At 63.1% G+C, this 17,573-nt stretch carries 15 protein-coding genes; 3 read left to right on the top strand and 12 right to left on the bottom strand.

From position 1 onward, the window contains the following. Nucleotides 1-597, top strand: a 597-nt coding sequence (locus EOA49_RS22715; protein ID WP_164749264.1) for an amidohydrolase family protein, incomplete at its 5' end; no start/stop codon positions are given. On the opposite strand, the gene EOA49_RS22710 is transcribed toward EOA49_RS22715, so the two are convergent. From EOA49_RS22710 to EOA49_RS22695, 4 genes are read right to left on the bottom strand one after another with little or no spacing between them, the layout of a single operon-like run. Beyond that, nucleotides 571-1,542 carry an ABC transporter permease gene (locus EOA49_RS22710; protein ID WP_127217188.1) on the bottom strand — a complete coding sequence of 324 codons (972 nt, stop codon included), beginning with the start codon at nt 1,540-1,542 and terminating at the stop codon, nt 571-573. The two genes, EOA49_RS22715 and EOA49_RS22710, sit on opposite strands and share 27 nt — an antisense overlap. Beyond that, entirely contained in the window at nt 1,539-2,504 is a 966-nt protein-coding gene (locus EOA49_RS22705; protein ID WP_127243358.1) for an ABC transporter permease, read from the bottom strand. Before EOA49_RS22705 ends, EOA49_RS22710 begins: the two co-directional genes overlap by 4 nt. Beyond that, a complete protein-coding gene (locus EOA49_RS22700) occupies nt 2,501-4,000 on the bottom strand; it encodes a sugar ABC transporter ATP-binding protein (protein ID WP_127241999.1) in 1,500 nt (499 codons plus the stop codon). Before EOA49_RS22700 ends, EOA49_RS22705 begins: the two co-directional genes overlap by 4 nt. A 22-nt stretch (nt 4,001-4,022) precedes the next feature. After that, nucleotides 4,023-5,075, bottom strand: a complete 1,053-nt coding sequence (locus tag EOA49_RS22695) for an ABC transporter substrate-binding protein (protein ID WP_067328426.1) — start codon at nt 5,073-5,075, stop codon at nt 4,023-4,025. A 239-nt stretch (nt 5,076-5,314) separates the two neighbouring features. Between EOA49_RS22695 and EOA49_RS22690 the strand changes: the two genes are divergently transcribed. Together EOA49_RS22690 and EOA49_RS22685 are read left to right on the top strand one after the other, a co-directional pair. After that, nucleotides 5,315-6,115 (top strand): IclR family transcriptional regulator, encoded by an 801-nt coding sequence (locus EOA49_RS22690; protein ID WP_127240815.1) that lies wholly within the window; start codon nt 5,315-5,317, stop codon nt 6,113-6,115. Between the two features lie 80 nt (nt 6,116-6,195). Further along, nucleotides 6,196-7,077, top strand: coding sequence for a DMT family transporter (locus EOA49_RS22685; RefSeq protein ID WP_127240814.1), 882 nt, complete (start codon nt 6,196-6,198; stop codon nt 7,075-7,077). Between the two features lie 73 nt (nt 7,078-7,150). Here EOA49_RS22685 and EOA49_RS22680 read toward each other — a convergent pair whose 3' ends face one another. From EOA49_RS22680 to EOA49_RS22645, 8 genes are all read right to left on the bottom strand, one after another. Then, on the bottom strand, nt 7,151-8,842 hold the full coding sequence (locus tag EOA49_RS22680; protein ID WP_127240813.1) for a hypothetical protein: 1,692 nt from the start codon (nt 8,840-8,842) through the stop codon (nt 7,151-7,153). A gap of 193 nt (nt 8,843-9,035) precedes the next feature. Further along, nucleotides 9,036-10,169, bottom strand: a complete 1,134-nt coding sequence (locus EOA49_RS22675; RefSeq protein WP_127240812.1) for a glycosyltransferase family 4 protein — start codon at nt 10,167-10,169, stop codon at nt 9,036-9,038. Nucleotides 10,170-10,181: 12 nt separating this feature from the next. After that, nucleotides 10,182-10,850, bottom strand: coding sequence for a class I SAM-dependent methyltransferase (locus tag EOA49_RS22670; RefSeq protein WP_067000248.1), 669 nt, complete (start codon nt 10,848-10,850; stop codon nt 10,182-10,184). Then, nucleotides 10,847-11,239 (bottom strand): GtrA family protein, encoded by a 393-nt coding sequence (locus EOA49_RS22665; RefSeq protein ID WP_127240810.1) that lies wholly within the window; start codon nt 11,237-11,239, stop codon nt 10,847-10,849. Before EOA49_RS22665 ends, EOA49_RS22670 begins: the two co-directional genes overlap by 4 nt. Further along, complete coding sequence (locus EOA49_RS22660) at nt 11,236-11,811, bottom strand: methyltransferase domain-containing protein (protein WP_197504263.1); 576 nt, start codon at nt 11,809-11,811, stop codon at nt 11,236-11,238. Before EOA49_RS22660 ends, EOA49_RS22665 begins: the two co-directional genes overlap by 4 nt. A gap of 198 nt (nt 11,812-12,009) precedes the next feature. Beyond that, entirely contained in the window at nt 12,010-13,230 is a 1,221-nt protein-coding gene (locus EOA49_RS22655) for a glycosyltransferase family 2 protein (RefSeq protein ID WP_127240809.1), read from the bottom strand. Between the two features lie 258 nt (nt 13,231-13,488). Next, nucleotides 13,489-17,016, bottom strand: coding sequence for a DNA polymerase III subunit alpha (dnaE, locus tag EOA49_RS22650; RefSeq protein WP_127243357.1), 3,528 nt, complete (start codon nt 17,014-17,016; stop codon nt 13,489-13,491). A gap of 116 nt (nt 17,017-17,132) precedes the next feature. Continuing rightward, on the bottom strand, nt 17,133-17,573 hold a 441-nt coding region (locus tag EOA49_RS22645), incomplete at its 5' end, for a biotin/lipoyl-containing protein (RefSeq protein ID WP_127243356.1).

The following is a 17,573-nucleotide window of genomic DNA, read 5'->3' as shown; positions in this document are numbered from 1 at the left end:
GCGTTCGACCGCGTCATCGGCATACGCGACATTCTGAGCTGGGACCCTGATCCCGCCCGCCGCTTCGCCGCTCGCGACGGCATAATGGACGATCCCGCCTGGCGCGCCGGCCTTGGCTCGCTCGCCCGGTACGGGCTCTCCTTCGACCTGATGGTGTTTCCACGCCAACTGGCCGAGGCAGCGCACCTCGCCGCGGCCTTTCCCGACCAGCAATTCGTCCTCAACCATTGCGGCAGCCCGATCGACCGTGATCCCGAAGGCTTGCAGAGATGGCGAGACGGGCTGCGGCGGCTGGCCGAGCGCGACAACGTCGCCATCAAGATCTCCGACCTGGTCGCTTACGATCATGACTGGACGCTCGAAAGTCTGCGGCCGATCGTTCTGCATTGCATCGACTGCTTCGGCATGAAGCGCGCCATGTTCGGCTCCGACTTCCCGGTCGCCGGCCTGCACGCCTCGTTCGATGAGGTATATGACAGCTTCAAGGTCATCACCGCCGATCTTTCCCGGGATGAGCAGGCGGCGCTGTTCTTTGGCAACGCCGCTCGCATCTATCGCCTGGACGCCGGGTCATCGCCGGGCTTGCTCCCTGCCTGAGAGCAGCAGCAGCCCGAGGATGAGCGAACCGAACAGGATGCTGCGCCAGCCGGGCGATGCATTGACCACGGTGATCAGCGCAGTGATCGTCACCAGCAGGATGGCTCCCGGGATGGTGCCGGCATAGGTGCCGAGCCCGCCGAGGATCGAGGTGCCGCCAAGCACCACTGCGGCGATCGAGGCGAGCAGATAAGGATCGCCGATCCCGACATAGCCCTGCCCGTTCATGCCGAGCACCAGCACGCCCGCGAGCCCCGCCGTGAATCCGCTGATGCCATAGACAGCCAATGTCGTGGAAATGATCGGCACGCCCGACAGCGACGCCGCAAGCGGATTGGCGCCCATGGCGAAGATGCGGGCGCCGAAAGGCGTTGCATGCATCAGCGTCAGCACGAGCACGGAAACCGCGATCCACAGCAGGATGCCAGCCGGGATGCCGGCCGGCCGCGCATTGCCAAGCCAATGAACCAGCGGGTTCTCGGCGGTGACGGCACTGCCGCCGGCAATGATGATCAGCAGACCCTGCAGGAATGTCGCCATGGCCAGCGTCATGATCATCGGATGGACGCGCAGCAGCGCCACCCCTAACCCGTTGACCACGCCGATAGCTGTGGTCAGCGCAAGCACCGCGAGCACGGAGGCAAGGCCGGTCGGATCGGCCTGCCATGACAGCAGCGGCAGGCTGATGGCGCTGACGGTGACGATCGCTGCCACCGAGAGATCGATCCCGCCGGCGATCACCACGAAGGTCTGCCCGGCCGCCACGAGGCCGATCACCGCGCCAAGTTCTACCAGGTAGCGCAGATGTCCGTAGGCGCCGAAGCCGGGCGATGCGATGCTCGCCGCAATCCAGACTGCGACGACGATGGCAAGGGTGAGGAACGGTCGGCTGGTGAGGATCGCCCTGGCGCGTCTGCCGCCGGGGCTGTCGGTCCACGCTGTCATTGCTGCACCTTGCGGAATTGCGGGATGGCGACCGCGCCGATGATGATCAGCCCTTGCGCGACATACTGCGCTACCGGGGTGAAGCCGAGGAAGAACATCACGCTAATCATCAGGCTGAGCAGCAGGCTGCCGGCGAGCGCGCCTCGCATGGTGCCCTGCCCGCCGAGAAAGCCAATGCCGCCAAGCACGGCAGCGGCAATGGAATTGAGCGTGAAGGCGGAGCCGATGACCGGATCGCCAGAGCCCGTTTGCGCGGCGACGAACAGCCCGGCGCCGGTCGACAAGAGGCCGCTGATCGCATAGGCGGCCACACGCGCCGCGTCGACCGGCACACCGGAACGGTAAGCCCCGACCGGATTCTCGCCGGCGGCATAGAGGCTCAATCCAAGCGGCGTGGCGAGATAGAGCTTCCATAGCAGGACGATCACCACCAGCAGCACGAACGCCGCTGGCGTGTCGCCGGCAAGCAGGTCGGACAGCCAAGCCGGGATGGAGCCGCCAGGTCTCGGCAGGATCAGCAGTGCGGCGCCGCCGATGATGAACGAGCCGGCGAGCGTCACCACGATCGCCGGCAGGCGCAGCCTGACCACGATGAAGCCGGTCGCGGCGCCAATGCCGAGCCCGGCAAGCGCCACGGCGGCCGCGCCGCCGGCGACGCCCAGCTGTCCGCCCATGGTGGTCGCGGCAATGACCGCGCCGAGGCTGACGGTCGCGCCGATCGCAAGGCTGATGCCGCCGGTGAGCATGAGGATCGCCTGCGCCATCGCCACCAGCGCTAGCGGGAACCAGCTCTGGGTGAACTTGGCAAAGCCGGAGACCGTGAACAGGCCCGGAAAAAGCACGGCATAGGCGATGAGAAACGCCAGCACCACCAGGAAGAGGCTGCGAACGCCGATGTTGCGGCGCGCCTGCACCTGCCAGTAGAGCGCGCCGTCGGCTCTCGCGGATGGAATGATGCTCATGCCGCCACCTTCCGCCTCTCTGCACCCATCGCCGCCGACACGATGGCTTCCTCGCTCAGCGCGGCACGCTCGAGCATCCTGGCGACCCGGCCCTCACGAACCACCGCGACGCGGTCGCATAGATGCACCAGTTCCGGCGTATCGGAACTGAGCAGCACGACCGCCTTGCCAGCGGCGGCGAAGGCGCGAAGCATCAGATAGATTTCGCGCTTGGTCTCGACGTCGACGCCACGCGTCGGATCGTTGAGCAGCAGCACCAGCGGATCGTGCGGCATCCACTTCGCCAGCGCGACCTTCTGCTGATTGCCGCCCGACAAGGCCTGCGCCGGACGCTGTAGGTCGCCCTTGATGGAAAGCTGGGCGGCGAGATCCCTTCCCTTCTGGCGTTCAGCCTTGCGGCTGCGCAGCTTCAACGACGGAAGTCTTGCGAGGGAAGGCAACATCATGTTGGTGATGATCGGATGAATAAGGTGGAGGCCCTCGCGCTTACGGTCGGCTGGCACATAGGCGAGCCCCAGCGCGTTGGCTTTCGGCACATTACCCGGCAGGCCCGACACGCCGTTTACCGTCGCCGAAACCGTCCTCGCCGGGATGGCCCCATAAAGACCGAGCAGCAGATCCTCCTGCCCCTGACCGACCAGGCCGCCTATGCCCAGCACCTCGCCGGTCCCGATGTCGAGGTCGACGTCTTGCATCAGGCCGGCCGAGAAGCCGCGGATCGAGACGGCGGCGCCGGGCGATACCGACGGCTGCCATTTCGGAAAGAGATCGCCGGGGTCGCGACCGACCATCAGGCGCACCAATCCAGTCGCATCGGTTCCCTCCAGCGGCCGGTCGGCCGTGCAGGTGCCGTCCTTCAGCACCGTCACATGCTGGCAGAGCGCCATCACCTCGTTGAGCCGGTGCGAGATGTAGAGAATGGCGACGCCTTCTCCACGCAGCCGTCCCAACAGGTCGGTCAGGATTTTTGTTTCCGTCGCCGAGAGCGACGAGGTCGGCTCGTCGAGGATGAGCACGCGCGGCCGGCGATAGAGAGCCTTGGCGATCTCCACCATCTGCCGTCGCCCGAGGGATAGATTCCCAACTGGTGTCGACAGCGGCTCGTCGAGGCCGACAAGTTTGCATGCCGCCTTCGCCCGCGCGGCAAGCTCCTTGTAATCGACTAGCCCGAAGCGCTTGGGATAGGCGCCGATGCCGATGTTCTCGGCTATCGAAAGGCTGGCCGTCAGGCTGAGCTCTTGCTGCACGACGGCGATGCCGGCCTGTCGCGCGAGCGCTGGCGTCATGCGTGCCACGGCACGCCCATCGACCTCAATGGTCCCGCTGTCCGGGCGCAAGGCGCCCGACAGGAGGTTGATCAAGGTCGACTTTCCGGCGCCGTTCTCGCCGAGCAGCGCATGCACGCGGCCCGGCTGGAGAGCGATGGAAACGTCGCGCAGGACGGGGTTGCCGAAGAACGCCTTCGACACCCCCCGCGCGGCAAGGAGCGGAGCCATGGTCAATGCTGCGACCCTTCGCCTACTTCTGCGCCAGCAGCTTCTTGAACAGCTCCTCATCGTAGGGCGAATAGATGTAACCGTCAGCCGGGAAATCTTTCGCCCGGGCGAGGTATTGATCGATGTTGGAATTGTCGATGACCGGCAGCGGAATCTTGACGAAGGCCGGCACGTCCTTGCCCTCCAGCGCCTGGACCGCGGTGTAGGTGGCAAAGGCGCCGAGCCAGTTCGGCTGCATGGTCGCCCAGCTCTTCAGGCCCTTTTCCTTCCACAGCTCGAGGAACTGGCGCGCATTCTCGCCGGTGATCGGCACCTGGTCGCGGCCCTGCTTGTCGAGCGCGAGCACCGCACCGGCCGAGAGCGCGCCGCCGAGCGACAGGATGCCGTCGATCTCGGGATTGGCGAACAGCAGACTGGTGACGGCTTCCTGGGCCGGCGCGACATTGTACGGCGTGTTGGTCTCGGCGAGGATTTTCACGTCGGGGTGGGCCTTGAGCTCGGCATCGGCGCCCTTGCGGCGGTCGTCGCTGACCGAAACGCCGGCCGGGCCGTTGAGGATGAGGATCTTGCCCTTGCCGCCGATGGCGTCGATCAGGAACTTCGCAGCCTGGTCGCCCCACTGCGAGGAATCCGTGTTGACCTTGGCCGTCACCTGGTCGGTATCGACCAGGCTGTCGAAGTTGATGATCGCAATGCCCTTGGCGCAGGCATCCGCGATCACACGCGCCGGCGCGGTCGAGGAACCGGCGATCAGAATGATGGCGTCGACATTGGAATCGATCATCGACTGGATCTGCTGGATCTGCACATTGGCGTCGCCCTGGGCGTCGGTCACGACCAGCTTGTCGACCAGCCCCTGCTTCTTGAGCGCCTCGACCTCGGCTTCGATCGTGCCCTGGGTCTGCTTCATCCAGGTGGGCACGGAATAGATGTTGGCCCAGCCGATCGTATACGGCGCCTTGCGGTCGCCCTTGATGCACTTCGCGGCCGCATCGGCCTGCGAGCCGACACCGACGGCCAGGACGAGACCGAGGCAAAAGGCGCTGGCGGATGCGAAAAACGATGACTTCTTCATGACGGTTCCCCTTCTGTAGCTCTTGTCCGGACGCGCGGAGTCGGGACGGCGAAACACCGCGGTCACCGCGTCGCGGAAACCGCTTGTTCGTCGTCTGGACTTCTTCTGCCCGGCTCGTTAGTTTGTCCGATATTCCAGACAACATGTCTGTATATCGGACAAACGGGATGCTAGACTGAGCCTTGACATCTTTCAAGCGTCTTGAGACGAGAGCCGAAAATGATTTTTGGGCGGCTGGCATGAGCGAAGGCGCAACTGGTTTGATCGAGGCAGGCGCCGGGGCACAACCGCAGGCCGGCGAGCGCCGCCGCGGCATCGACCGCGTCATCATGCTGCTCGAGGCCCTGCTGAAGCATCGCGCGCCGATGCGCATCGGCGACATCGCAAAGATGATCAACGCACCCCGTTCGACGACCTATGAGATCGTCAACAGCCTGCTCGAAGCCGAGATGCTCGAAAATGTCGGGTCCGAGGGCTACGTCTATTTCGGGCGGGCGATGCACTTGTTCGGATGGGCGTACTCGCATCACAACGCACACTATCGCCGCATCCTTGAAACGCTGGACAGGATGGCGGCCGAGACCGGCGAGACCGTTCAGCTCTGTGGCCTGCGCGGCAACAAATATGTCGTTCTCGATTGTCGGGATTCTCCTGGCCCTTTCCGCATCTCGAGCGATGTCGGCATCGAGGTGCCGATCCCCTGGACGGCGTCGGGGCGGCTGCTGGTCGGCCATATGCAGGAGAGGGAACTCAAGGATTTCATTCCTGCCGCCGACTACGAACTCCCCGACGGTCGGGTCATTGCTCCCGACGAATTCTTCGCCGACGTCGACCTGGCTCGCCGGCAGGGCTTCAGCGAGACCTCGGCGCTCGCCGACCGTTTCACCTGGTGCATGGCGGCTCCCATCCGCGACAGCCACGGCGCCATCAACACGACGCTTTGCTTTGTGCTGCCGGTCGATACGCCGGAGCCGCGTCGCAACCAGTTGCTTGAGCTGCTGCGCGAGCGCGCCCGCGCACTGTCGCTCGCCGGAAGCTGAGCCGGAATGCGGCCGTCTGGCCCAGTCGAATGCCGCGACTACCGGTTGCGGCACAACGACGGTCTTGCGACATAGCGCCAATGGCACCCGCTCCCTCGATCACCAAGGCCGCGCTCTGGATGGCGCTGTCGATCGCCTCGTTCCTGGCGATGTCGGTCGCTGGCCGTACCGCGACGGCCGCGCTCAATGTCTTCCAGGTGCTGGAGCTGCGCTCGGTGATCGGCTTCTTCATCCTGCTGCCGCTGGTGCTGATGGGGGGCGGCTTTAGGGCGATGCGCACCCAGCGCCCGCTCGCCCACATTGCCCGCAACGTGGTCCATTATGCCGGCCAGGCCGCCTGGCTCTATGCGCTGACCTTGATTCCGCTGGCCGTGCTGATCTCGATCGAGTTCACGACCCCGATCTGGACGGCGATCCTGGCGGTGAGCTTTCTCGGCGAAAGGCTGTCGCGGGCCAGGCTGACGGCAATCGTGCTGGGGCTGATCGGCGTGGTGATAATCGTGCGTCCCGGCGTCGGCTCGGTCGATCCCGGGCATCTCGTCGTGCTGGGAGCCGCAATGTGCTTCGGCGTCTCGGTGGTCATGGTCAAGTCGCTGACGCGAACCGACAGCGTCGTACGCATCATCTTCTGGATGCTGATCATTCAGTCCGTGGTCGGCCTCGTCCCGGCGCTCTATGTCTGGCGCAACCCGGCAGTCGAACTGTGGCCGTCGATATTGGTGGTCGCCTTCACCGGCATGTCCTCCCATTTCTGCATGGCCCGCGCGCTCAGCCACGCCGATGCGACCGTCATTTCGCCGATGGACTTCCTGCGCGTGCCGCTGTCTGCGCTGATCGGATGGCTGCTTTACAACGAGCAGATCGATGTCTTCACCGCCGGGGGCGCCTTGCTGATCCTGACCGGCAATCTGCTCAACCTGCAGCGCAAGGCGCCTCAGCCTGCCGAAGTCGCGACCTCCTAGCTGCCAGGTCAGACGCCCGGTTGGGTTGCCTGCGAACTGGCGTCGGCGGGACCGTCATCACTCGCCTCATCGCTCAATCGTAGACGCCATCAAATAGAAGATCATTGTCGCCGCCGGCCTTGAAATGTCCGGCGTAAGAGCCCGCTGGCAGCAGCAGGGCTTCGCCCGCACCGTTGCGTAATGTTACGGTCTTTGGCCCGATCGCAAGGTGAAATGGCGGATCAAGCACGGTGCCGTCGATTTCGACCCGGCCCCGCAAAGGCGTTCCATCGGCGCTGTAGAGCGCATAAGTTCCAGCAATAGGAACATCAAAGATCTTCCGCTCACCGGGTTGCAGGCGGAAACCAGCGATCCTGAGGTTTGGCGCCACACGGACATAGCTGTTCAAAATCAGGGGCGCGACTACCGGATAGATATAGTCCATCCGGTAGGACCACAGGATCAGCTTCGGGCGAGACTTGCTAAGCACATTGTAAGCCTCGGAACGCCCGCTTTCCCGCAAGGTCGCGAGCACGTAGTGTTTGTCGAGCCACAAAGTTGTTGGCTCCATTCGATTGGGCAACATTCCTATGCCGTCGAAGTACCGCTCGTCGGGTGCAAGCAATGACTCCGCACGCGCCACCAGCTCAAGTTGGGCCGTATTGTCGAAGCGAAAGTAAAGTATATTGGCAACGAAGCTTATGGCCATCGCCGTGACCAAGGCTATCCACGCCAGGCGCAGATAACGCGCGCGGGCTGCGAGGCCGTCGAGCATCGTCAACGACCATAGCGACATGAACGGCAACGCCATGATGAACACGTAGGGCCACGGCTGGTCGTGCGCGAAGACCAGCACCGTGATGACGACAGAGAAGATCAGCGCAATTCGCCTCCGCTCGTCGAGCTTCATGATCTGTATCAGAGACAGAGCCATGCCGGCGAAACAGAAGACGTAAAGAACATAATTGCGCGCGAGCGTCTGAACCACGAAGCGCCTCAGCCCCCCGTAGTCACCGCCGCCGCGCGTTGCGACCTCAAGAGGGCCGAACACCAAGCTCTTGGCGATGGGAACAGGGTCGGCGCCGCCGAAGATGAAGCAATATGCGATTATAGGCAGAGTCCATCCCAGCACGAGCCATGCCCCGCGGACCATGCCTGCCAGGTAGCGTCTCATCAAAGCCGCGTCGGCGACCAGGCCAAGGCCGAGCGCAAGGTTGAAGTAGATTGATTTCTGCGTTGCGAGAAACGACAGGCCGCTCAAGGCGCCGGCAGCGACAAGCTGCCATCCCCTCAATTCACGGGCCCGTAGCACGACCAGCAGCGCCCCTACGGCGAAGAACACCGCCAGCGGTTCGGCGATAGTGCGAAAGATGCGCTCCATGAAATTCGAGAAGCACAAGAGGACGAGGACAATGGCCAAGGCACGAACCCGATCCTCCCCAAGCGCGCGAGCGCAGGCGTAGACCAAAGCAATGGTCGCGCATGCCAGCAACGCGGTCTGCATACGACCGACAAGCAGAATGGACGTGGCATCCCAACCGATCAGGTGAGCCAGCTTGTAAAAGGCGGCGGAACCGACCGCCTTGCTTGGCTGCACGGTGGCGAACAGCCCATTAAACAAATGCTTCGCGTATCCAAGCTGACCAAATTCGTCCATGACGAATCGGCAATTCCAAGCCAAGGCGAACAACAACGCGATCTTCAGTACGATCAAAGCGCGTAGAAAGATCGTTAAGCGGCGCGATCCTGCACCGAATAAATCAGTCAGACCTGCTTCTGATCGCATTCAATCCCGCCCTGGAATGAACCTCAGATTTAAGCGACGTTAATTAAGAAAATTGGCTAGGCCACACGGCCCAGACGTTTGGAACCCTGTTCGGTGTTCGTTGCTGGAAGGCCTCAAGCACAGGCCAGGGCCGAAAGCGCCTGAACTTCGGCCAGATGCGGACGCGAAACCGCATCGACCATGGCGAAGTAGGTCAAGGTTTGGCCACTCCTCCGCCTGCCAAGGTCAGCACGCCGAGCGCCGTTGCGCGCCAGTCGTACTGCGCCAACGCGTAACGAGCCATGGCGGCTCGCTCCTCGGAGGTGAGGGCAAGGCTGTCGATGGCATCGGCGCAACGCCTGGCCGACCCGTCGGGATCGGTGAGGTCGATGGCAACGCCACGCAGCCATTTGGCCGCGCCTGGGTCGGCACGGTTGCTCGGTTCGCCGCAGACGACAGGCAGCCCGCAGGCCATTGCCTCTTGAATAACGAGCGGAAAGCCCTCTCCGACGCTCGGCAACAGCAGGAAGTCAGCCCCCCGATAAAGGTCCGCCAGGGCCTGAGGGCTCTGGACACCAAGGTCGTGAACATTGGCAAGTCCCCATTTGCCGGGGTGGATCGGGCCGCTGCCGACCATCAAAAATGCGAGATCCTGGCGGAACGCAGCCAAGGCCCGCAGCACCGACAGTCCTTTCTTCTCGACGTAGCGACCAACGAAAAGAATGCGACGCGTACCCAGGAGGATCGAGATCGCCGCAGGGGCCTCCGGCACAGGCAGCGGGCCTGAAGCGGGATGAAAAATCGCACCGTCAACACCGTTGAACAGCAGTTGGAAGGGAATGCGCGCTGGCGTGCCCACAAGATCATGGCGCACGGTGTCGCTGATGAACACAACTGCGTCAGCGGCTCGGAGCATCGGGCGCGTGATGACGATGTTGGCTAGTGCCATCACGGAGCGGAGAATGCGCGAAGAAAAGGGGATCCCGGCGATATGCTGGATCAGCACCACGCGCTTGCGGAAAGCCTTCGACATCAGCAATGCCAGGATCGATGTCATGTACAGCGCATCGTGCACTACGACCGCATTGCTACGGTGCATTTCGCGGGCCAGCGCGCGAATCGCACGGACGCGCGCCAGCGGCATTGGCAGCCCAATGACCTTCTCGATTGGGTCGACGCAGGCAAGAGGGACCGCTTCAACGTCGCTTTCCGGCGGCTGATCGGCATCGCTGGCGGCCCAAACAGCCTGAACGCCCAGTTGCGTGAATTGTCGGCACAAATGCCCGGCCACACGCTCTATGCCGCCGCCGTGACCTTCATAGAAATGGCTGACGGTCAAAATGCGCATCGGACCGACCCATCAAGCGGGCTCGAAGCGCATTGTCACTTCGAGACGATTGGGAAACAGCAGTTCATGGATGCTTTTTCGATATTGCTTCGGCGCAGCGCGACGAGCAATGCGGTAGCCACTTTCGGTTGCTAACTTCCCCCATTCTGCCCGCTTCAAGTAGCGCGCCCAGATCATTCCGCCAAATGGGATATTGCCTATCGCATCCATTGCGGTGAGGCGCAGGTCGTCCAGCCTTCCGCAGCTTTCGTGATCCTTTATGTAAAGCGGACCATCAACCACGCGCCGAATTTCACGCAGCAAGTCCGTACGTGCTGTGACTGGAACGTGATGTACTACATTGTTGAGTGTCGCCGCATCAAAACTACGGTCCGCGAAAGGCAGGGTTTTGCCGTCATACTGCTTGGTCAGCACGCTCAGCGAAGGGCAGAAACGGTCAACCATGTCCACTGTCTGCACCTCATCCACCGGAAAGAGTTCGGCTATGGCTTGAGCGATCACCCCAGTGCCACCACCGACGTCGAGCAATTTGCAATGCTGCTTGTCCCACAGCTCGCGTAGACTATCGAGCATAACCGCCTGATAAGTCGGCGCCTTGTTTCGATAAAAGGCGAGGTGACGCGACAGGATGTCCTGCAGAAGCTTCGGATCGATCGGGCCCATTGCCGTGGCCAAGGTCATGGTCCCCCCGTCATCCAGCGGTTTGGCGCGGCGATAGCCCATCGACCAAGCAGGAAGTTCAGCGCCAGCATGCAGACCGAGGCAAGTGGCGAGGCGAACACCATCGGCAGGCCGGCCTGCTGATGCCAAAACCATATGGTGACAAATGCCAATGGTATGTTGGCGATCATTGCAATGACGTACCGTGCGAAGGTTATGGGAGCCAATGGTCGCCGAAAGGTGAATACGCTATGAAGCACATAGCCAGTGCCCGCCACGACGCAGAAGGACAACAGGACGGCCAGCCACAAACGTATCCCGACCCTGTCAGACAAGATGATGACCACGTTGTGCAGCGCGATGCAGATGCCGGCGATCACCATATAGGCGAAGGGCGTGCGCACGCTCATATCGCTGCCTTCCGAGCGCGGACCAAGAAAACGCAGGCATTGTCGTCGCGTATCTGGGCGGGCGTTAGACGATCTTCCAATTGAGCGCGCAGGTTCATCAACAGGGCAAGGAGCGACGCCAAAATTGCGCCTATGATCGGTAGGCGGCGAAGGAAGAAAGCAAAGCCCGTAAGGCGGATTAGCGTCGTGGTTGCCAAGGGCCCGGCAATCGCATGCACCTCTTCGACTTCGAGGCCGCGATCGGCAAGATCTACGACAAGTCCGGTGCGTGTCCAACGACGATGGTCCTCAGGGTGAGGGTGGTAGAGCCAGCTGCCGTGAGTAGACAACAACAGCACACCGTCATCGCGCAGCAATCTCCGAATCTCGGCGCAGTACGAGTCAAGGTCGCGCACGTGCTCCAGGACCTGTACTGAAAGCACTGCTCCAGCGATGCCATCTGCTAGTGGCACGCGGCCCTGCTCGTCAATTTTCAGGAAGCTGCCCTCGCCGATATCCGCGCCGCGATAGTCGATCTTCATTTCGAACATCATGTCAGCATAGGGCATGTCACCACAGCCGAGATCGACCATTAGTGTGCCCGGCCTAACATGCGCCCTCGCCTCTTTTCGCAACAGCCGAGCTAGCCCGCGCAAGACCAGCCAGTCCGTATCCCAAATCCGCGGAACCGCCCTGCTTCCCCTCATCCCACCAGCTTTCAATGCACCACCGACCTGCTGGCGCCGACTCTATCTTTTTTCCGTCGCGCTAGGCGCTCGATGTCGAAGCGCTCAGAACGCACGCCTATCGTCCAGATTATCAAGCAGCAACTTGAGAACGAAGCCGGACAGCACCATGGACATCCCGGCCACGCAGGCGGTGGTGATCACGAAGGTCAGGTGCACCGATTGCTCCATCGGGCCGCCTATGAAGATCCAATGCAGTGCCAGCAATACGTCCGCGACAAAGCCCGCCACCGCGAGCATGCCGCCGGAAAAGACCAGCCATTCCAGCGGGCGGCCGCGCATCAGCCAAGGCACGACCCGGCCGCCGTGGCCCGGGTGATAGATAGCGATCGCCACCTTGGCCAGCATACCGAAAAGGATGGCCGAAAGGCCAATCAGCGTCGCCATCGCGGAGAGCGCGACGAAGTGAATTCCGAAATACCACCCTCCGATCCGGACAGGTCCCGCCGCGAGGACCGCAAGACCAGCAATACCGGACACCAGCAAGGTCGCTCCCGGTATGAGATACATGGTGTTGGGTGCATGGGCCACGATCAGCCGCAGATGTCGCCAACCGTCGCGGAACGAACGCAGGTGAGGTGGGCGGCCGCGCTTGTCCGGATAGAGCTTGATTGGCACCTCGCGGATCACCAGGCCCGCGCGATGCGCGTTGATGACCATCTCCGAGGCGAATTCCATGCCAGGCGAGCGCGCGCCCATTTGGCGAAACGCATCGCGGGTGAATCCTCGCATGCCGCAATGAAAATCGTGTATCGGAGAATGATGAAGCCAGCGGGCAATTGTTGAAAGCGCAGGATTGCCAAGATACCGATGCAGAGGGGGCATGGCGCCGGGCTCGATACCGCCGGCGAAGCGATCGCCCATCACCAGTTCGGCACCACCCTCCAGCGCGTCGATGAAGTCGCCTAGGCTGCTCCAGTCGTAGGAATCGTCCGCATCCGCCATGACGAGGTACTTGCCTCGTGCAGCTTCAGCCGCCGCGCTGATCGCCGCGCCGTATCCCTTGACCCGCTGGTGCACGACACGCGCGCCGAGGGACTCGGCAATCTCCACCGACCGATCGGTCGACCCATTGTCCCCGACGACGACCTCGCCCTTAATGCCCCGCTTCGAAAAAACGTCAAGCGCCTTGCGAATGCAGATGCCGAGCGTGCGCTCTTCGTTCAGGCAAGGGATAATGGCCGACACGAGAGGGGCCCCTGCGTCATCGGCGTGCTGCCCATCGAGATCAGTTGCGACGATCGCGAGATTCGACTTGTCGACCATCGTGCCCGCTCCTGCCCAATCGTCAGCCTTGCTTACAGCTTGGGCCCCAACATTTCCGCAGCCCAGTTGCAAGATTAGCAAGAACAAGTTAGGCAAAGATATACAGAACCATACGTCGTTGAGCGAATGACGTGGTTTGGCCAGTACGGGTGATCGTGGCGGGGCTTGAACTGGTGGCCACGCCTCGCGCCAAAGCATTCAAGGAAAGCGCTAGCCGGTTTGTGTTCGGAGTTGCGCGAAAACAAGTCGTTGGAACGCTTACACCAGTTCCACTTCGACGACACCCGGCACCGCGCGCATGGCCGACGCGACCTGCGGCGAGATACGATAGCGGTTGGGCAGTTCGATCTCCACCTCGCCCTGGCCGGCTTCCTTGATCAGCACGAAGCTCACCTGCCCCTCGCCCTTCACGGCAAGCTGGTTGGCAAGGATGTTGATCGGTTGAGCATCGCGCACGAAGATGCGCAGCGCCTTTTGGATGCGGCTTGCTTCGTCCTCCAGCGACTGCACCGTCTGGATGCGCAGATTGATCCCCTCCGGCCGGTCTTCGGCCGAGACGGTGATCACCACCGAACGGCCAGGCTCCAGCATGTCGCGATACTGCGCCAGGCCTTCGGAGAACAGCACCGCCTCGTACTGGCCGGTGGTGTCGGAAAACTGCACGACGCCCATCTTGTTGCCGGTGCGGGTCTTGCGCTCCTGCTTCGTGGTGACGGTGCCGGCGAGCCGGCCGGCCGCGGCGCCGCGTTTGACCGCAGCGGAGAATTCCGCCCAGTTCTGCACCCGCATCTTCTGCAGCGCGGCCTTGTATTCGTCGAGCGGATGCGCCGAGAGACAGAAGCCGACCACCTGGAACTCGCGGTGCAGCCGGTCGGCGGCAAGCCATGGCTCGGCCGCCGGCAGGTTGAGCGCCTGCGATTGCGCGCCGAGCGAGGCGCCGAAAATATCCGTCTGGCCCGAGATGGCATTCTGCTGCGCCAGCGACGCGAGCCCCATCATCCGCTCCACGCCGGCCATCATCACGGCGCGGTCATGCCCGAAGCAGTCCAGGGCCCCCGCCATGATCAGGCTTTCGAAGACGCGCTTGCCGACGATCTTCGGATCCACGCGCTCGCAGAAGTCGGCTAGGCTCTTGAACGGCCTCTCACCGCGCTTCTCGACGATGTGCTCGACCGCGGCGTCGCCGACGCCTTTGAGCGCCGCCAGCGAGTAGAAGATCTTGTTCTCGCCGACCTCGAACGGTCGGAAGCTGGTCATCACCGACGGCGCCACCACCTCGATGCCGAGGCGTAGCGCGTCCTGGCGGAAATCCGCCAGTTTGTCGGTGTTGCTCATGTCGAGCGTCATCGACGCCGCCAGGAACTCGACCGGATAGTGCGCCTTGAGGTAGGCGGTCTGGTAGGAAACGACCGCATAAGCCGCGGCGTGCGACTTGTTGAAGCCGTAGTCGGCGAATTTCGCCAGCAGATCGAAGATGAAATCGGCCTGCGCCTTGCCGACGCCGCGCTCGACGGCGCCGGTGACGAAGCGCTCGCGCTGCTTGTCCATCTCGGCGCGGATCTTCTTGCCCATGGCGCGGCGCAGAAGATCGGCTTCGCCGAGCGAATAGCCGGCAAGCTCCTGCGCGATCTGCATCACCTGTTCCTGGTAAACGATGACGCCTTGAGTTTCCTTCACAAGGTGGTCGATCTTGGGGTGGATCGAGGCCATCTCCTCCTCGCCATGCTTTCTGGCGTTGTAGGTCGGGATGTTCTCCATCGGGCCTGGGCGATAGAGCGCGACCAGCGCGATGATGTCCTCGATGCAGTCCGGCCGCATGCCGATCAGCGCCTTGCGCATGCCCGCGCTTTCAACCTGGAACACGCCGACCACCTCGCCGCGCGACAGCATGGCGTAAGTCTCGGGGTCGTCGAGCGGGATGCGGGCAAGATCGATATCGACACCGCGCCGCCGGATCAGTTTCACCGCCGTTTCCAGCACCGTCAGCGTCTTCAGGCCGAGGAAGTCGAATTTCACCAGCCCGGCCTGCTCGACATATTTCATGTTGAACTGGGTGACCGGCATGTCCGAGCGCGGATCGCGGTACATCGGCACCAATTCCGACAACGGCCGGTCGCCGATGACGATGCCGGCGGCATGCGTCGAGGCATGGCGGTAGAGGCCCTCGAGCTTCTGCGCGGTGTCGAGCAGCGTCTGCACGATCGGCTCCTTTTCTGCCTCCTCGGCGAAGCGCGCCTCGTTGGCGATAGCGTCGGCCAGCTTGACCGGGTTGGCCGGGTTCTGCGGCACCATCTTGGAGAGCTTGTCGACCTGGCCATACGGCATCTGCAGGACGCGGCCGACGTCGCGCAGCACCGCACGCGCCTGCAGCGTTCCGAAGGTGATGATCTGCCCGACCTGGTCGCGGCCGTATTTCTGCTGGACGTAGCGGATGACCTCCTCGCGCCGGTCCTGGCAGAAGTCGATGTCGAAGTCCGGCATCGAGACGCGGTCCGGGTTGAGGAAGCGCTCGAACAGCAGCGAGAAGCGCAGTGGGTCGATGTCGGTGATGGTGGTCGAATAGGCGACAAGCGAGCCGGCGCCCGAACCGCGCCCCGGTCCGACCGGGATGCCTTGCGCCTTCGCCCATTTGATGAAGTCGGCAACGATCAGGAAGTAGCCGGGAAACTTCATCTTCTCGATGATGCCGAGCTCGAATTCGAGCCGCTCGCGATATTGCTCGACCGTGTAGCCGGGCGTCGGTCCGTGCGCGGCAAGCCGCGCCTCCAGGCCCTCGCGCGCCTGGCGCGCGAGCTCGGCGGCTTCCGCCTTCTCGGCGGCGTCCTTGTCGGCGGAGTCGGCGCCGGTGAAACGCGGCAGGATCGGGCTGCGGTTCTTCGGATAATAGGAGCAACGCATGGCGATCTCGACCGTGTTGTCGATCGCTTCCGGCAGGTCGGAGAACAGCCGCGCCATCTCGGCCTGGCCGCGCAGAAAATTGTCAGGCGAAAGCCGCCGGCGATTGTCTGCGGCCACCACCGAGCCTTCGGCGATCGCAATCAGCGCGTCATGCGCCTCATAGTCTTCACGCTTGGAGAAGAAGGCCTCGTTTGTGGCGACCAGCGGCAGTTCGTGGGTATAGGCAAGGTCGAGCGTCGACTTTTCGACCATGCGGTCATAGCCGGCGACCCGTTCCAGCTCGACATAGAGACGGTCGCCGAAAAGCTCTTTGAGGAACAGCAGCCGCTGTTCGGCAAGGTCGCGGCGGTCCGCCTTCAGCGCGCTGCCGATCGGGCCACGCGGGCCGCCGGTCAGGCATAGCAGGCCATCGCAATGGCTCTCCAGCATGGCGCTCGTCATGTGCACCGGCTCGCCGGGCGGCGTTTCCAGATAAACCTTGCTGATCAGCCGGACCAGATTGGCATAGCCGGCCTCGCTGGCGGCGATCAGCACGATCGGCGATATCTCGGGACCGTGCCGGCGGCGGTCGCGTTGGGCGTCGCTCGTTTCGCCGGAAAAGACCAGGTCAACCTGGCAGCCGATGATCGGCTGGATGCCGTCCTTGACCGCTTTCTGGGCGAATTCGAGCGCGCCGAACAGATTGTTGGTGTCGGTCACTGCGATCGCCGGCGCTTCATCCTTGACCGCGTGGCCGACGATGGCGCCGAGCTGCAGGGCGCCCTCGAGCAGCGAATAGGCTGAATGCACGCGCAGATGGATGAACCTCCGTGCAGGCGTCTCCGGCTGCGTGGCCTTCACGAGAGCTTCGCGCTGCAAAGGGTCGCGTGGAAGTCGTTCATCCGCCATGTTTTTTCGCGCTATCTCAAGGACTCATCCGTGCAGATGTATTGTCCCGGACGCCGCGATGCCAGTCCAGTACAATCGACCGCGAACCACGAGGTTGCGGCCTATGTCGCCCTGGGTCAGGCGAACTCCATGATCACAGCGTCGACCGCCAGGCTGTCGCCCGGTTTGGCGTTTAGCTTCGCCACGGTGAGGTCGCGCTCCGCGCGCAGCACGTTCTCCATCTTCATCGCCTCGACCACGGCCAGCGTCTCGCCGGCCTTGACGTCTTGGCCCTCGGCGACGGCGATCGACACCACCAGTCCTGGCATCGGGCAAAGCAGCATTTTCGAGGTATCCGGCGGCAGCTTTTCCGGCATCAGCCTTTCCAGCTCCGCCGTCCGCGGCAGCATGGCTTGAGCCGTCACCGGCATGCCCTTCCAGGCGATACAAAGGCCGTTCAGCACTGGCCGGACCTGCGCCGCGATCCGGTTGCCGCCGACCGTGCCGCGCCAGATCGCGTCGCCCGGCCGCCAGTCGGAGGCGACCGTCAGCGGCTCGCTGCCATTGATCGACAGATC

This window comes from Mesorhizobium sp. M1A.F.Ca.IN.020.04.1.1, from assembly GCF_003997315.1.
Classification (GTDB): Bacteria; Pseudomonadota; Alphaproteobacteria; order Rhizobiales; family Rhizobiaceae; genus Mesorhizobium.
Note: the sequence above shows the minus strand (reverse complement) of the source record. Positions and strands in the feature narration are given on the sequence as shown.

Excerpts from the sequence above, each read along its gene's own strand:
- EOA49_RS22710 (WP_127217188.1), bottom strand. The coding sequence starts at position 1,542 with ATGACAGCGTGGACCGACAGCCCCGGCGGCAGACGCGCCAGGGCGATC.
- EOA49_RS22705 (WP_127243358.1), bottom strand. The coding sequence starts at position 2,504 with ATGAGCATCATTCCATCCGCGAGAGCCGACGGCGCGCTCTACTGGCAG.
- EOA49_RS22700 (WP_127241999.1), bottom strand. The coding sequence starts at position 4,000 with ATGGCTCCGCTCCTTGCCGCGCGGGGGGTGTCGAAGGCGTTCTTCGGC.
- EOA49_RS22695 (WP_067328426.1), bottom strand. The coding sequence starts at position 5,075 with ATGAAGAAGTCATCGTTTTTCGCATCCGCCAGCGCCTTTTGCCTCGGT.
- EOA49_RS22690 (WP_127240815.1), top strand. The coding sequence starts at position 5,315 with ATGAGCGAAGGCGCAACTGGTTTGATCGAGGCAGGCGCCGGGGCACAA.
- EOA49_RS22685 (WP_127240814.1), top strand. The coding sequence starts at position 6,196 with ATGGCACCCGCTCCCTCGATCACCAAGGCCGCGCTCTGGATGGCGCTG.
- EOA49_RS22680 (WP_127240813.1), bottom strand. The coding sequence starts at position 8,842 with ATGCGATCAGAAGCAGGTCTGACTGATTTATTCGGTGCAGGATCGCGC.
- EOA49_RS22675 (WP_127240812.1), bottom strand. The coding sequence starts at position 10,169 with ATGCGCATTTTGACCGTCAGCCATTTCTATGAAGGTCACGGCGGCGGC.
- EOA49_RS22670 (WP_067000248.1), bottom strand. The coding sequence starts at position 10,850 with ATGACCTTGGCCACGGCAATGGGCCCGATCGATCCGAAGCTTCTGCAG.
- EOA49_RS22665 (WP_127240810.1), bottom strand. The coding sequence starts at position 11,239 with ATGAGCGTGCGCACGCCCTTCGCCTATATGGTGATCGCCGGCATCTGC.
- EOA49_RS22660 (WP_197504263.1), bottom strand. The coding sequence starts at position 11,811 with ATGGTCGATCTCGGCTGTGGTGACATGCCCTATGCTGACATGATGTTC.
- EOA49_RS22655 (WP_127240809.1), bottom strand. The coding sequence starts at position 13,230 with ATGGTCGACAAGTCGAATCTCGCGATCGTCGCAACTGATCTCGATGGG.
- dnaE (WP_127243357.1), bottom strand. The coding sequence starts at position 17,016 with ATGGCGGATGAACGACTTCCACGCGACCCTTTGCAGCGCGAAGCTCTC.